The organism is Chromobacterium sp. FG22 (genome assembly GCF_057809415.1).
On record NZ_JBMDJX010000017.1, the window covers coordinates 1 to 15,231 of the forward strand.

The window sequence follows — 15,231 nt, forward strand, 5'->3', positions numbered from 1 at the left end:
GGACCGGCTGCGCTTGCGGCGGCTGCGGGCGAGCCGGCGCGCCAGCGGCCGGGCGCGGAGGCGCGGCTTCGGCCCGGGCGTTGGCCGGATGGAAGGCCAGCATGCGCAGCAGGGTCATATTGAAACCGGCGTGCTCGTCCGGCGCCAGCGCCAGGTCTTTGCGGCCGTGGATGGCGATCTGGTAATACAGCTGCACGTCCTGCGGCGCGATGGCGTCCGCCAGCGCCTGCAGCGCGTCGCGCTCCGGCTCGTCCTGGGCAACCGCCTGCGGCACGGTCTGCATCAGCGCCAGCTGCTGCAACAAGACCGCCAGTTCGCTCAAAGCGCCTTCGAAGCTGACCCCGCGCTCGGCCAGGCCGTCGGCCTCGGCCATCAGCTGCGGGCCGTCGCCGGCGGCCAAGGCCTGCAGCAAGGCGAACAGATAGCGGCGGTCCACCGCGCCCAGCATCGCGCGCACGCCGTCTTCCTTCACCTCGCCCAGACCGTAGGCGATGGCCTGGTCCAGCAGCGATTGCGCGTCGCGCATCGAACCGGAGGCGGCGCGGCCCAGCAAGGCCAGCGCCGGCGTCTCGTAGGCGATGCCTTCCACGTCCAGCATGTGGGCCAGATGGCCGGCCACTTGCTGCGGCGTCATATTGCGCAAGGAGAACTGCAGACAGCGGCTCAACACCGTGACCGGCACTTTCTGCGGATCGGTGGTGGCCAGAATGAATTTGACGTGGGCCGGCGGCTCCTCCAGCGTCTTCAGCATCGCGTTGAAGGCGCTCTTGGACAGCATGTGCACTTCGTCGATGATGTAGACCTTGAAGCGGCCGGACGTCGGTGCGTACTGGGCGTTTTCCAGCACTTCGCGGATATTGTCGATGCCGGTGTTGGACGCGGCGTCGATCTCCAGCAGATCGACGAAGCGGCCGGTGTCGATCTGACGACAGGCCGAACATTCGCCGCAGGGTTCGGCGGTGGTGCCGGTTTCGCAGTTCAGGCTCTTGGCCAGAATCCGGGCGATGGTGGTCTTGCCCACCCCGCGCGTCCCCGTCAGCAGATAAGCGTGATGCAGACGCTGTTCTTTGAGGGCGTTGGTCAAGGCGCGCACCACGTGCTCCTGGCCGACCAGATCGGCAAAGCGCTTGGGACGCCACTTACGGGCAAGGACTTGATAGCTCATGGGGGCGGATTTTAATGGCAATTGCCGCGCGTGGCGACAGGTTTCGCGCCGCCGCGGCGGGCGGCGCGCGGCGTCACGGCTGGGCCGCGGCCTGGCCCGCCAGATAGCGCTGGCGCAGCTGATCCGCGATTTCCTGCACCGCCTTGGCGTACAGCGTGCTGCGGTTGTAGCGGGTGATCACGAAGAAGTTGTTGAGGCCCAGCCAGTATTCGGTGACGCCGGGCGCCGTTTCCAGCGGCACCAGCACCGCCGGCACGTCGTCGGCCACCGGCGACTGCGGCGTCACGCCCATTTTCTTCAGCTCGCCCACGGTGTAGTGCAGATTGAATTTGTCGGCGATCAGCTGATCGATCTGCGGCCCCGGCTGCACGCTGGCCGGCAGGATCACGTCGTCGCCGTGGCGCCAGCCGTGGCGCTGGAAGTAATTGGCCACGCTGCCGATCGCGTCGTCCGGATCGCTCCAGATGTCGCGGTGGCCGCTGCCGTCGAAATCCACCGCCCATTTGCGGAAGCTGGACGGCATGAACTGCGGCCAGCCCATCGCGCCGGCGTAGGAGCCCTTCAGCGTCAGCGGGTCCTTGCCCTCCTCCTTGGCCAGCAGCAGGAACTCGGTCAGCTCCTTGCGGAAGAATTCCGCGCGGCGCGGGTAATCGAAACCGATGGTGGACAAGGCGTCCACCAGACGGAACGATCCGGTGTTGCGGCCGTAATGGGACTCCACGCCCAGGATGGCGACGATGAACTCGGGAGCCACGCCGTATTGCTGCTCGGCCCGCGTCAGCGCGGCCGCGTTGGCGCGCCAGAACGCCACGCCGTCGGCAATGGTCTTTTCCCCCACCGTGGAATTGCGGAACTGATACCAGGGGCGCGAGGTGGACGGCTTGTCCAGAATCTTGATGATGTTGGGCTTGAGTTCGACATTGGCGAACACCGCCTCCAGCTCCGGGCGGTTGAACTGGCCGCCGGCCACTTGCTCGTCGATGTAGCGCTGCACGTCCGGACGCGCCAGAAAGGCCGCGTCGGCCTGCGCCAGCTGGAAGGAGAACAGAGCCGCCAACGGGGCCAGTTTAAGCAAAGATTTCATGGGCTGGTTTCTGAATAAGCGTTTTTGACTTAGCCGCGCTCCTCGAACGAACGCGGCGCGAAAACTATAGCCGCAGACCTCGCGTCAAGCCTTGCGGCGGCCAAAACCGGCGCACGGCCGGCGCACGGGCGTTAGGCCCGGAACGACAAGGCGCTGGACACCAGGCGCGCGGTAATGTCGACGATAGGGATCACCCGCTCGTAAGCCATCCGGGTGGGACCGACCACGCCCAGCGCGCCGACCACCTGGCCGTTGATCCGGTAAGGCGCGGTCACCACCGAGCATTCGTCCAGCGTCATCACGCCAGACTCCTCGCCGATGAAAATGTTCACGCCCTGCGCCTCCCGCCCCTGGTTCAGCAGCTTTAGCAGCTCGGTCTTGCGTTCGAACACGCTGAACAACTGACGCAGCCGCGACAAGTCCTCGGACAGGTCGCTCACCTCCAGCAGCCGGCTGCCGCCGGCCACCACCACCGCGGCGCTGCTGGCCGCCATCGAGCTCTGCCCCAGGCGGATCGCCGCCGACATCAATTCGGCGATGTCGCCCTGCAGCTGACGCAACTCGTCCGCCACCCGGCTGGCGATGCGATCCAGCCCCTGGCCGGCGTAATGCTGGTTGATGAAATTGCCGGCCTCTATCAATTCCGACGGCGTGTAATCGCGTTCAGTGGTCAGCAGATGGTTCTGCACGTCCCCGTCCAACGTCACCAAGATCATCAGCACCCGCCGCTCGGACAGGCGCAGGAATTCGATCTGGCGAAAAGCGATGTCGGAGCGCTGCGGCGTGACGATCACGCCGGCGAAATGCGTCAGCTCGGACAGCAAGGAGGACGCGGACTGGGCGATGCGCTGCGGGCTGTCCGGCTGCAGATTCAGTTCCAGCTCGTGCAGCGCCGCCTCTTCCAAAGGCCGGATGGTGAGCAGACGATCGACGAACATGCGGTAGCCGCGCGCGGTGGGCACCCGGCCGGCCGAGGTGTGCGGCGCCGCGATCAGCCCCATCGCCTCCAGCTCCGCCAGCACATTGCGGATGGACGCGGACGACAGCTCGACGCCGGGCAGCATGGACAGGGTTTTGGACCCCACCGGCTGGCCGTCGACGATGTAGCGTTCGATCAGGACCTTGAGCAGGTGTTGCGCGCGTTCGTTCATCATGATGGCTTCATTGTACACAGGGTGGACACTTGTAAAAGTGGTCGCAATCACAACTTTTTCAAGCGAGATCGCGGTTTCCCGTCCCGAAGGACGGTATCGCCGGCAAGCGGCTCTGCCGTTGGCCAAGGCTTTATGAGATAATCGACGGCATCTTTTCGGCTATCGGCGCGGCAAGCGCGAGCGCGACGGGGCAAGCCCGCCGGCGCCGCGCAAACCCCTGTCCGGCATCGGGTTTTCCCCGCCGCCATGGACACGGCCCGCCGCTGGCCGAGCATTCATTTTGTTTAGCGCCCCCCACACTGGAGACAGCATGGCATCCGAAGACAAGAGCAAAGCGTTGGCCGCGGCCCTTGCCCAAATTGAAAAACAGTTTGGCAAGGGTTCGATCATGCGCATGAGCGACAACCAGATCAACGAAAACCTGCAAGTGGTCTCCACCGGCTCGCTGAGTCTGGACCTGGCGCTGGGCGTCGGCGGCCTGCCGCGCGGCCGCGTGGTGGAAATCTACGGCCCGGAGTCGTCCGGTAAAACCACCCTGTGTCTGCAAGCGGTGGCCGAGATGCAAAAATTGGGCGGCACCTGCGCCTACATCGACGCGGAAAACGCGCTGGACCCGCAATATGCGCAAAAGCTGGGCGTCAAGGTCGACGACCTGCTGATCTCGCAGCCGGACACCGGCGAGCAGGCGCTGGAAATCTGCGACATGCTGGTGCGCTCCAGCGGCGTCGATCTGATCGTGATCGACTCGGTGGCCGCCTTGGTGCCCAAGGCTGAAATCGAAGGCGAAATGGGCGACAGCCACGTGGGCCTGCAAGCCCGCCTGATGAGCCAGGCGCTGCGTAAGCTGACCGGCAACATCAAGCGCACCAACACCCTGGTGATCTTCATCAACCAGATCCGCATGAAGATCGGCGTGATGTTCGGCAACCCGGAAACCACCACCGGCGGCAACGCGCTGAAGTTCTACGCCTCCGTGCGCCTGGACATCCGCCGCACCGGCGGCATCAAGAAGGGCGAGGAAGTGATCGGCAACGACACCCGCGTCAAAGTGGTGAAGAACAAGGTGTCGCCGCCGTTCCGCCAGGCCGATTTCGAAATCCTGTACGGCGAGGGCATCTCGCGTCAGGGCGAGATCATCGAACTGGGCGTCAAGCACGGCTTCATCGACAAATCCGGCGCCTGGTACGCCTACAACGGCCAGAAGATCGGCCAGGGCAAGGACAACACCCGCGAATGGCTGAAGTCCAACCCGGAAATCGCCGCTGAAGTGGAACGCAAGATCCGCGACGCGGTGGGCATCAAAGTGGAAATCACCGAAGGCCAGCCGGACGAAGAGTTCGCCGACGACGCGCTCGACGCCTGATTCCCTGAATGGAAAAAAGCCTGAGGGCGCGAGCCGTCGATCTCCTGTCCCGCCGCGAATACACGCGGCGGGAGCTGGAGCGGCGGCTCGCTCCGTTTGCGGAGAGCCCGGAACAATTGACGGCCTTGCTGGATGATCTGGCCGAACACAGCTGGCAGTCCGATCAGCGTTTCGCCCAGCAGTTCGCCGACAGCAAGGGCCAGCGCTACGGCAGCCGCCGCCTGCAACAGGAAATGCGTCAACGCGGCGTGGACGCCGAACTGATCCGCGACGCCTTGCAAGGCCGCGACGACCTTGCCGCCGCCCAGGCGCAATGGCGGAAGAAGTTCGGCCAGCTGCCGGACACGCCGCAGGAGCGCGCGCGCCAGATCCGCTTCCTGGCCGGACGCGGCTTCCCGATGTCCGTGATCGGCAAGGTGCTCAGCGGCGCCGCCGACGACGACTTTCCCGCCGACGAGGACTGAGCATGCAAACGCGCGGCATCGCCACCCATATCGACATAGACGCCGCGCCGTCCGCGGTCTGGCGCGTGCTGTGCGACTGGGCAGCCTACCCGGAATGGAACCCCTTCATCGTCGGCCTGCACGGCCGCCAGCAGATAGGGTCTCGCCTGGTGGTCAGCATCCATCCGCCCGGCCGGCCGCGGCTGACCTTCCGCCCGCGGCTGGAAGTCTTGCAAACGGCGGAGGAGCTGGTGTGGCTGGGGCGCGCGCTGCTGCCCGGCCTGCTGGACGGCCGCCACAGTTTTCGCCTGGAAGCGCTGGAAAACGGCGGCACCCGCCTGCATCACGGCGAAACTTTCAGCGGCCTCTTGCTGCCGCTGTTCGGCCAGACGCTGCTGGCCGACACGCGCAAGGGTTTCGAATTGATGAACCAGGCGCTCAAGCGCCGCGCCGAAACCCTTGCCAGCGCCGGCGCGGCTTGACACAATCAGCTGTCCGCGCCGCTCTGGGTTCAAGCCCCCAAAGCGGCCCAGAATTCGCAATCTTACGAAATCAAACATGAAAACCTCTGAAATTCGCCAGAAATTCCTGGATTTCTTTGCCGGCAAAAACCATCAGGTGGTGCCCTCCAGCAGCCTGATCCCCGGCAACGACCCCACGCTGATGTTCACCGTCGCCGGCATGGTGCAGTTCAAGGACGTGTTCCTGGGCTTTGAAAAACGCGATTACACCCGCGCCACCACCAGCCAGAAATGTCTGCGCGCTGGCGGCAAGCACAACGACCTGGAAAACGTCGGCTACACCGCGCGCCACCACACCTTCTTCGAAATGCTGGGCAACTTCAGCTTCGGCGATTACTTCAAGCAGGACGCCATCACCTTCGCCTGGGAATTCCTGACCGGCGAGCAATGGCTGAACCTGCCCAAGGACAAGCTGCTGGTCACCGTCTACGCCTCCGACGACGAAGCCTACGACATCTGGCACAAGAGCGTGGGCCTGCCGGCCGACAAGATCATCCGCATCGGCGACAACAAGGGCGCGCCGTACGCCTCCGACAACTTCTGGACCATGGGCGACACCGGCCCCTGCGGCCCCTGCACCGAGATCTTCTACGACCACGGCCCGAGCGTGGCCGGCGGCCCTCCGGGCAGCCCGGACGAAGACGGCGACCGCTTCATGGAAATCTGGAACAACGTGTTCATGCAGTTCAACCGCGACGAGTCCGGCACCCTGCATCCGCTGCCCAAGCCGTCGGTCGACACCGGCATGGGTCTGGAGCGCCTGTCCACCGTGCTGCAACACGTCAAGTCCAACTACGAGACCGACGCGCTGGCCTGCCTGGTGCGCGCCGCCGCGCGCGAAACCGGCATGGCCTACAGCCAGGACGTGCCGTCGCTCAAAGTGATCGCCGACCACATCCGCGCCTGTTGCTTCATGGTCGCCGACGGCATCTTGCCGTCCAACGAAGGCCGCGGCTACGTGCTGCGCCGCATCGCCCGCCGCGCCATCCGCCACGGCTACAAGCTGGGCCAGAAAGGCCTGTTCTTCCACAAGATCGTCGCCGACCTGGTGGCCGAGATGGGCGACGCCTATCCGGAACTGCGCGAGAAGCAGGCGCATATCGAAGACGCGCTGCGCGCCGAGGAGATCAAGTTCGCCGAGACGCTGGAAATCGGCATGGGCCTGGTGGACTCCGCGCTGGAAGGCGGCAAGACCAAGCTTGACGGCGACACCATCTTCAAGCTCTACGACACCTTCGGCTTCCCGGTGGACCTGACCGCCGACATCTGCCGCGAACGCGACATCCACGCCGATCTGGAAGGCTTCGAGCGCGCGATGGAAGCGCAGCGGGAGCGCGGCCGCGCCGGCTCCAGCTTCAAGATGACCGGCAAGGTCAGCTACAGCGGCGCCGACACCTGCTTCCACGGCTATGATTCCGCCAGCACCGACGCCAAGGTCCTGGCGCTGTTCAAGGGCACCGAGGCCGTCGCCGCGCTGGAAGCCGGCGAAGAAGGCATCGTGGTGCTGGACGACACCCCCTTCTACGCCGAAGGCGGCGGCCAGGTCGGCGACGTGGGCGAGATTTCGCTGCAAGGCGGCATCGGCGCGCTGTTCGACGTCAACGACACCCAGAAGATCCAGGCCGCGGTGTTCGGCCACAAGGGCAAACTGGCCCGCGGCCGCCTGGCCGTCGGCGACAGCGTGACCGCCACCATCGATCTGCACGCGCGCGCCGCCAGCGCCCGCAACCACTCCGCCACCCACCTCTTGCACGCGGCGCTGCGCCACGTGCTGGGCGACCATGTCGCGCAGAAGGGCTCGCTGGTGAATCCGGAGCGCACCCGCTTCGACTTCGCCCACGGCGAACCGGTCAGCGCAGAACAGATCGCCGAGCTGGAGCGCGTGGTCAACCGCGTGATCAGCCACAACTTGCCGGTCAAGGCCGAAGTGATGAGCATGGAAGCCGCGCAGAAATCCGGCGCGATGATGCTGTTCGGCGAAAAATACGGCGATGAAGTGCGCGTGTTGACCATGGGCGACTTCTCCGCCGAACTGTGCGGCGGCACCCATGTGCAGCGCACCGGCGACATCGGCCTGTTCAAGATCGTGGCGGAAAGCGGCGTCGCCGCCGGCGTGCGCCGCGTCGAAGCCGTCACCGGCGAAGGCGCCATCGCCCACATCCAGGCGCAGGACGCCCTGCTCAAAGAGGCGGCCGGCGCGCTGAAAGCGCAGACGCTGGACGAGGTGGCCGCCAAGATCGGCAGCTTGCAGGACAACGTCAAGACCCTGGAAAAAGAGCTGGCCAAACTCAAAGGCCAACTGGCCGCCTCCGCCGGCGACAGCCTGGCCGACGGCGCGGCCGACGTCAACGGCGTCAAGGTGCTGGCGGTGGAACTGCCGGGCGCGGACAACAACGCGCTGCGCGAAACCCTGGACAAGCTGAAGGACAAGCTGGGCTCCGCCGCCATCGTGCTGGCCGCCAAGGGCGACGGCAAAGTGGCGCTGGTGGCCGGCGTCACCGCCGACCTGACCGCCAAGCTCAAGGCGGGCGAGCTGGTCAACTTCGTCGCCCAGCAAGTGGGCGGCAAGGGCGGCGGCCGTCCGGACATGGCCCAGGCCGGCGGCACCCAGCCGGAAAACCTGGCGGCGGCCTTGGCCGGCGTACAGGCCTGGGTGGCGGCTAAGCTGTAAGAACGTGTTTGCGATCTCGCGAGCTAAGGCAAGACAAGGAGAAAACGGCTGAGAAAGCGGAATGTACGCGTGGTACATGAGCATTTCGAAAACGTTTTCAACGCCGTATCGCCGACGCGCAGCAGATCGGAAACAGGTTCTAAGCCTCCCAACTCTCATCAACAGACCGCGCGCTGCGCGGTCTTTTTTTGTCTTCCACGCCGTCGGCCTTGGCTGCCGCCGCTTTCTTGCTCCAGGTCAAGGGCATCAGGATTACGAAATACTAATATTGAGAGGCTTAATGATGGCTTCTCCTTTTGTTGTTTGCATTTCAGCCCTGCTCGCCTCTCCGATCAGGGCGTTTTTTTTTGCGCGCGGCCATGAAAAAAGGCGGCCTGAGCCGCCCTGTCCCTTCATGCCGCGCCGCGGCTCACAACACCAGCTTGCCGCCTATCACCGCCAGCATCACCGCCAGCGCCGGCCGCAACCAGCCCTCCGCCAGCCGCCGCGTCAGCTTGCTGCCCAGCCAGATGCCGGGCAGGGAGCCCGCCAGCAGATTGAGCAAGAGCGGAAAATCCACATTGCCGAGCCCGGCGTGTCCCAGACCGGCCACCAGGGTCAAGGGCACCGCGTGGGCGATTTCGGTGCCCACCAGCCGCGAGGTCGGCAAGGCCGGATACAGCAGGAACAAGGCCAGGGTGCCCAGGGCCCCGGCGCCGATGGAACTGAGCGTGACCAAAACGCCCAACACCACGCCGGTGGCCACGGTCAAGCCTATCCGCGGCTCGAACGACGGGCTGGCCGCGCCGGCGCGGCCCAGCCAGCGCAAGAGCAAGGGTTTGCCCAGGATGGCCGCGGCGGTCAGCAGCAAGGCGACGCCCAGCACCAGCTTGAACAGGGTGTCCAACATTTTTTCCGGCAGATGCAGATAGGACAGACCGGCCAGCACCAGCAGGGCCGCCGGCACGCTGCCGGCGGTCAGCCAGCCGGCGATGCGCCAATCGACATGGCCTTGGCGATGATGCACCGTCACTCCGCCCATCTTGGTCAAGGCCGCGTATAAGAGATCCGTGCCCACCGCGGTGGCCGGAGAGATGCCGAACCACAGCAAGATGGGCGTCATCAGCGAACCGCCGCCCACGCCGGTCAGACCAACGATGAAGCCCACCGCCAAACCCGCGATCGCATACCCCCACTCCATAAAACCGCTCCTTGGCCGCGCCATTCGATAGCGGCATGCTACGCCAGTTTCATATAACGATTTATACCGTTTCGAAACAACATTATTCGAAAAGTGATTTACCTCAAAGACTTGCCCCGGACGCCCGCTCCATCATGCTGCGGTAACATCGCGCCGGTAGCGTGGGCGGAGTCCGCTGGAATGCCCAAGTCCGATTTGCTCCTAATCACAAGCAAACAGGGCTTTACAAATCGCGAAAATAGCGTCAATGTCAAAGGGTCAGGGTTTGCCCTGGCCTCACACAAGTACGTGACCGAGAGGTGCAAGGATGATGACTTCCCGTATTCCTCTGAGTGTTCGCAGAAAGCAGGCTAGAGACCAGCACGAGAGTTTTCTCTATGCGGTCGCCAAGCCTCAGTTGAGTGATGCTGAGAGGTCGCGCCAGCAGAAAGTGCGCCAGCGCGCGCACGATCGGGACGATGCCCGATTCCTGGCCGACCGCTGCGACGACCTGTTCTGAACACCTTGCCCACTGGCGGCTTGCCGCCTGTTGACGGTTAGCGGCCCAGCCATACGCCACGCCGCAACCTCCCTGCCTTGAAGCGGACAGCGCGCTTGCCGCCTGTGCCGAGCCGCCCGTTTCGTTTCCCGCCGCCGCGCCCGCGTCCAGCGACGCCGGTCGTCCGCCCGTTGTCCTCTGCGTCTCCGCCTCCGCGCGCATAAAGAAAATTCCTTTTCCCGCCGAAATCCGTCCGAATTTGCGCCAAACGGCGATTTCCCATCGATTTTTACGCGATTTTTATCTCTATCCAACGGCTTTTATCGGGTTTTTGACGCCGGCTTCAGTACCTTTCCATTACTGATTCAAATGGAGATTTTCATGATGGATGTCGTCTATCTGGGACTCGTCCTGTTGTTCGGCGCGCTGGCCTGCGGCTTCGTCGCCGGCTGCCGGAAACTGGGAGAAAAGGAATGAGCGTCTGGTATCTGCTCAGCGCGCTGATCGCGCTGGGCCTGCTTGGCTATCTGATCTACGCACTGCTTAAGCCGGAGAATTTTTAATCATGTTCGCCAATTTCATCGGCTCGGCCGCACCCTTGCAGCTGGGCTTGTTCCTGCTGGTGCTGCTGGCGCTGGCCTGGCCGCTGGGCGCCTATATCGCCCGCGTGATGCAGGGCGACAATGTCGGCCCCCTGCGCCTGTTCGCGCCGCTGGAGCGCGGCTTTTACCGGCTGGCCGGCATCAAGCCGGACGAAGACATGGGCTGGCGCGGCTACGCCGTCGCCTTGCTGTTGTTCAATGTGCTGGGCGCGCTGGCCTTGTATCTGCTGCAACGCTTGCAGGGCTGGCTGCCGTTCAACCCGCAAGGCATGGGCGCGGTGGCGCCGGATTCCGCGTTCAACACCGCGATCTCCTTTGTCACCAACACCAACTGGCAAGGCTATGGCGGCGAATCCACCATGGGCTATCTAGTGCAGATGCTGGGCCTGACGGTGCAGAACTTCCTGTCCGCCGCCACCGGCGCGGCGGTGGTGCTGGCCCTGGTGCGCGGCTTTGTCCGTCACGGCTCGGCCAAGATCGGCAACTTCTGGGTGGATGTCACCCGCTTCACTCTCTACGTATTGCTGCCGCTGTCCTTCGTATTCGCGCTGGCCTTCAGCCAGCAAGGCATGATCCAAAACCTGTCCGCCTATAAAAACGCACAGACGGTGGAAACCACCCATTATCAGCAGGCCAAGACCGATGCTCAGGGCAACGCGGTCCTGGGCGCCGACGGCAAGCCGGTGATGGCGGACGCCAGCACCCAGCAGCAAACGCTGCCCATGGGGCCGGTGGCCTCGCAAGAAGCGATCAAGCTGCTGGGCACCAACGGCGGCGGCTTCTTCAACGCCAACTCGGCGCACCCGTTTGAAAACCCCACCCCGCTGAGCAACTTCCTGCAAAGCCTGGCCATCTTCCTGATCCCCGCGGCGCTGTGCTTCGTGTTCGGCCGCATGGTGGGCGACCAGCGCCAAGGCTGGGCCATCATCGCCGCGATGACGGTGATGTTCGTCTGCGCGGTCGTAACGGCCACCGGCGCGGAGCAGGCCGGCGTGCCGCAGCTGAGCGCAATGGGCGTGGATCAGCAGGCCAGCCATTTGCAGGCCGGCGGCAATATGGAAGGCAAGGAAACCCGCTTCGGCGTCATCGACACCTCGCTGTTCATCGCGGTGACCACCTCCGCCTCCTGCGGCGCGGTCAACGCCATGCACGATTCTCTGACCCCGATCGGCGGCCTGGTGCCCACCTTCCTGATGCAATTGGGCGAGGTGGTGTTCGGCGGCGTCGGCTCCGGCCTGTACGGCATGCTGATCTTCGCCATCCTGGCGGTGTTCATCTCCGGCCTGATGGTGGGCCGCACCCCGGAATACCTGGGCAAGAAGATAGAAATCCATGAGATGAAAATGACGGCGATCACCATTCTGGTCACCCCGGTTCTGGTGCTGACGCTGACCGCCATCGCGGTGCTGGCCGCCTCCGGCAAGGCCGGCGTCCTCAACCCCGGCGCCCACGGCTTCAGCGAGGTGTTGTACGCCTTCACCTCGGCCGCCAACAACAACGGCAGCGCCTTCGCCGGCCTGTCCGCCAACACGCCCTTCTACAACGTCGCCACCGCGGTGGCCATGTTCTTCGGCCGCTTCTTCATGATCGTGCCCATCCTGGCCATCGCTGGTTCCTTGGCCGCCAAGAAGCGGCTGGCCGTCACCGGCGGCACCCTGCCCACCCATGGCCCGCTGTTCGTGGTGCTGCTGATCGGCACCGTCTTGCTGGTGGGCGCGCTCAACTATGTTCCCGCGCTGGCGCTGGGCCCGGTCGTCGAGCAATTGCAGATGATCAGCGGTCGCTGAACCTTGCGGGAGGACTCATAAAATGAACGATATCAATCATTCCAAACTGCCGGCCGCCCAGCCCGTTCAAGCGGGCCACAGGAGCGCGGCCAAATCCATGCTGGACCCCAGCCTGGTGAAACCGGCCATCGTCGACTCCTTCAAGAAGCTGTCGCCGCGCGCCCAGTGGCGCAACCCGGTGATGTTCGTCGTCTACATCGGCAGCATCCTGACCAGCGCGCTGTGGGTTCAGTCCCTGGCCGGCCAGGGCGAGGCGCCGTCCGGCTTCATCCTGGCGGTGGCGCTGTGGCTGTGGTTCACCGTCTTGTTCGCCAACTTCGCCGAAGCGCTGGCCGAGGGCCGCAGCAAGGCCCAGGCGGCCAGCTTGCGCTCGGCCAAGAAAAACGTGGTGGCCAAGAAGCTGTCCGGCCCCAGCCACGACGCCGGCAAGACCGTGATCGACGGCAGCAGCCTGCGCAAGGGCGACTATGTGCTGGTGGAAGCCGGCGACGTGATCCCGGTGGACGGCGAGGTGATCGAAGGCGTGGCCTCGGTGGACGAGTCCGCGATCACCGGCGAATCCGCGCCGGTGATCCGCGAGGCCGGCGGCGATTTCTCCTCGGTCACCGGCGGCACCCGCGTGCTGTCCGACTGGATCGTGGTGCGGATTTCCGTCAACCCGGGCGAAACCTTCCTCGACCGCATGATCGCCATGGTGGAAGGCGCCAAGCGCCAGAAAACGCCGAACGAGATCGCGCTGACCATCCTGCTGGTGGCGCTGACCATCGTCTTCCTGGTGGTCACCGTCACCCTGCTGCCCTTCTCGCTGTTCAGCGTGGAAGCGGCCAAGGCCGGCTCGCCCATCGGCATCACCACCCTGGTGGCCTTGCTGGTATGCCTGATCCCCACCACCATCGGCGGCCTCTTGTCCGCCATCGGCGTGGCCGGCATGAGCCGGATGATGGGCGCCAACGTGATCGCCACCTCCGGCCGCGCGGTGGAAGCCGCCGGCGACGTGGACGTGCTGCTCTTGGACAAGACCGGCACCATCACCCTGGGCAACCGCCAGGCCTCGGCCTTCATTCCGGCGCCCGGCGTCAGCGAACAGGCTTTGGCCGACGCCGCCCAGCTGGCCTCGCTGGCCGACGAAACCCCGGAAGGCCGCAGCATCGTGGTGCTGGCCAAGAAGCAGTTCAATCTGCGCCAGCGCGAGCTAGCCAGCCATGAAGCCGCGTTCATCCCCTTCACCGCGCAAACCCGGATGAGCGGCATAGACTACGACGGCCGCCGGATCCGCAAGGGCGCCATCGACGCCATCCGCCGCCACATCGCCGAACTGGGCGGCCAGTTCCCGGACGCGCTGGCGAAAAGCGCCGATGAAGTGGCCCGCCGCGGCTCCACCCCGCTCTTGGTGGCGGAAGGCAATCGCGCCTTGGGCGTGATCGAACTGAAGGACATCGTCAAGGGCGGCATCAAGGAGCGTTTCGCCGAGCTGCGCCAGATGGGCATCAAGACGGTGATGATCACCGGCGACAACCCGCTGACCGCCGCCGCCATCGCCGCCGAGGCCGGCGTGGACGACTACCTGGCCGAAGCCACGCCGGAAGCCAAGCTCAAGCTGATCCGCAGCCATCAGGCCGAGGGCAAGCTGGTGGCGATGACCGGCGACGGCACCAACGACGCGCCGGCGCTGGCCCAGGCCGACGTGGCGGTGGCGATGAACACCGGCACCCAGGCGGCCAAGGAAGCCGGCAATATGGTGGACTTGGATTCCAATCCCACCAAGCTGATCGAGATCGTGGAAATCGGCAAGCAGATGCTGATGACACGCGGCTCCTTGACCACCTTCTCCATCGCCAACGACGTGGCCAAATACTTCGCCATCATTCCGGCCGCCTTCGCCAGCACCTATCCGCAATTGAACGCGCTGAACGTGATGGGCCTGAACAGCCCGGCCTCGGCCATCATGTCGGCGGTGATCTTCAACGCCGTCATCATCGTGTTCCTGATCCCGCTGGCGCTGAAGGGGGTCAAGTATCAAGCCAAGAGCGCGGCGGAGCTGCTGCGCGGCAACCTGCTGATCTACGGCCTGGGCGGCCTGCTGGTGCCCTTCGCCGGCATCAAGCTGATCGACATGCTGCTGGGCGCGCTGAGCCTGGCATAAGCACTGAAAGGACAAAGCAAATGAAACTGTTACGCCCGCTGCTGGTGGTGTTCGGCGGCCTGACCCTGATCACCGGCCTCGCCTACCCCTTGCTCACCACCGGGGCCGCCCAGGCGCTGTTCCCTTTCCAGGCCAACGGCAGCCTGATCGAACGCGACGGCAAGATCGTCGGCTCGCGGCTGATAGGCCAGAACTTCACCGGCCCGCAATATTTCTGGGGCCGCCCGTCCGCCACCAGCCCAATGCCGTACAATGCCGGCGGGTCCGGCGGCTCCAACCTGGGCCCCACCAACCCGGCGCAGCTGGACGCGGTGAAGGCCAATGTGGAACGCATCCGCGCCGCCCATCCGGGACAGACCGGCCCGGTGCCGGTGGACCTGGTCACCGCCTCGGCCAGCGGCCTGGACCCTGAAATTTCCGCCGCCGCGGCTTTCTACCAGTTGGAGCGCGTCGCCGCCGCCCGCAATATGGAGCCGGCCGCGCTGCGCAAGCTGGTGGAGAGCCGGGTGATAGGCGAAACCTTCGGCCTGCTTGGCGAGCCGCGCGTCAATGTGCTGGAATTGAACCTGGCGCTGGACCAGCGGCGCGGCTGATAAGAACGAGCTGCGGAATCCCCGGTTTCCGCGGCTAAAAAACAGGA

13 protein-coding genes are annotated in these 15,231 nt (G+C 64.9%); 9 read left to right on the top strand and 4 right to left on the bottom strand.

The annotated features are described in order from the left end of the window. The 3 genes from dnaX to hrcA form a co-directional block, all read right to left on the bottom strand. Window positions 1-1,165: DNA polymerase III subunit gamma/tau (gene dnaX / locus ACODSD_RS16375; protein ID WP_488877836.1), on the bottom strand; the 1,165-nt coding region annotated here is incomplete at its 3' end. 73 nt (window positions 1,166-1,238) lie between these two features. Continuing rightward, window positions 1,239-2,249: a lytic murein transglycosylase B gene (gene mltB, locus ACODSD_RS16380; protein ID WP_488877837.1), complete on the bottom strand. Its 1,011-nt coding sequence runs from the start codon at window positions 2,247-2,249 to the stop codon at window positions 1,239-1,241. Between the two features lie 131 nt (window positions 2,250-2,380). Beyond that, window positions 2,381-3,403: a heat-inducible transcriptional repressor HrcA gene (gene hrcA, locus ACODSD_RS16385; RefSeq protein ID WP_107799013.1), complete on the bottom strand. Its 1,023-nt coding sequence runs from the start codon at window positions 3,401-3,403 to the stop codon at window positions 2,381-2,383. Window positions 3,404-3,713: 310 nt separating this feature from the next. On the opposite strand from hrcA, the gene recA reads away from it, so the two are divergent. The 4 genes from recA to alaS all read left to right on the top strand — a co-directional run bounded on the left by recA (window position 3,714) and on the right by alaS (window position 8,401). After that, the gene (gene recA, locus ACODSD_RS16390; protein ID WP_043591738.1) at window positions 3,714-4,766 is read left to right on the top strand and encodes a recombinase RecA; all 1,053 of its coding nucleotides are present in this window, start codon (window positions 3,714-3,716) and stop codon (window positions 4,764-4,766) included. An 8-nt stretch (window positions 4,767-4,774) separates the two neighbouring features. Then, on the top strand, window positions 4,775-5,230 hold the full coding sequence (gene recX / locus ACODSD_RS16395; protein WP_235089538.1) for a recombination regulator RecX: 456 nt from the start codon (window positions 4,775-4,777) through the stop codon (window positions 5,228-5,230). A 2-nt stretch (window positions 5,231-5,232) separates the two neighbouring features. Further along, window positions 5,233-5,691, top strand: coding sequence for an SRPBCC domain-containing protein (locus ACODSD_RS16400; RefSeq protein ID WP_107799011.1), 459 nt, complete (start codon window positions 5,233-5,235; stop codon window positions 5,689-5,691). Between the two features lie 76 nt (window positions 5,692-5,767). After that, window positions 5,768-8,401 (top strand): alanine--tRNA ligase, encoded by a 2,634-nt coding sequence (gene alaS, locus ACODSD_RS16405; RefSeq protein WP_488877838.1) that lies wholly within the window; start codon window positions 5,768-5,770, stop codon window positions 8,399-8,401. A 409-nt stretch (window positions 8,402-8,810) separates the two neighbouring features. Here alaS and ACODSD_RS16410 read toward each other — a convergent pair whose 3' ends face one another. After that, window positions 8,811-9,581, bottom strand: a complete 771-nt coding sequence (locus ACODSD_RS16410; protein ID WP_107799009.1) for a sulfite exporter TauE/SafE family protein — start codon at window positions 9,579-9,581, stop codon at window positions 8,811-8,813. Between the two features lie 307 nt (window positions 9,582-9,888). Here ACODSD_RS16410 and ACODSD_RS16415 point away from each other — a divergent pair, with 307 nt between their 5' ends. The 5 genes from ACODSD_RS16415 (at window position 9,889) to kdpC (ending at window position 15,184) form a co-directional block, all read left to right on the top strand. Further along, the gene (locus ACODSD_RS16415) at window positions 9,889-10,080 is read left to right on the top strand and encodes a hypothetical protein (RefSeq protein WP_146176613.1); all 192 of its coding nucleotides are present in this window, start codon (window positions 9,889-9,891) and stop codon (window positions 10,078-10,080) included. Between the two features lie 452 nt (window positions 10,081-10,532). Beyond that, entirely contained in the window at window positions 10,533-10,622 is a 90-nt protein-coding gene (kdpF, locus tag ACODSD_RS16420; protein ID WP_019103745.1) for a K(+)-transporting ATPase subunit F, read from the top strand. 2 nt (window positions 10,623-10,624) lie between these two features. Continuing rightward, window positions 10,625-12,448 carry a potassium-transporting ATPase subunit KdpA gene (gene kdpA, locus ACODSD_RS16425; protein ID WP_488877839.1) on the top strand — a complete coding sequence of 608 codons (1,824 nt, stop codon included), beginning with the start codon at window positions 10,625-10,627 and terminating at the stop codon, window positions 12,446-12,448. Between the two features lie 22 nt (window positions 12,449-12,470). Then, the gene (kdpB, locus tag ACODSD_RS16430) at window positions 12,471-14,591 is read left to right on the top strand and encodes a potassium-transporting ATPase subunit KdpB (protein ID WP_304502854.1); all 2,121 of its coding nucleotides are present in this window, start codon (window positions 12,471-12,473) and stop codon (window positions 14,589-14,591) included. Window positions 14,592-14,611: 20 nt separating this feature from the next. After that, a complete protein-coding gene (gene kdpC, locus ACODSD_RS16435) occupies window positions 14,612-15,184 on the top strand; it encodes a potassium-transporting ATPase subunit KdpC (protein ID WP_488877840.1) in 573 nt (190 codons plus the stop codon). The last annotated feature ends 47 nt before the right edge of the window (window positions 15,185-15,231 follow it).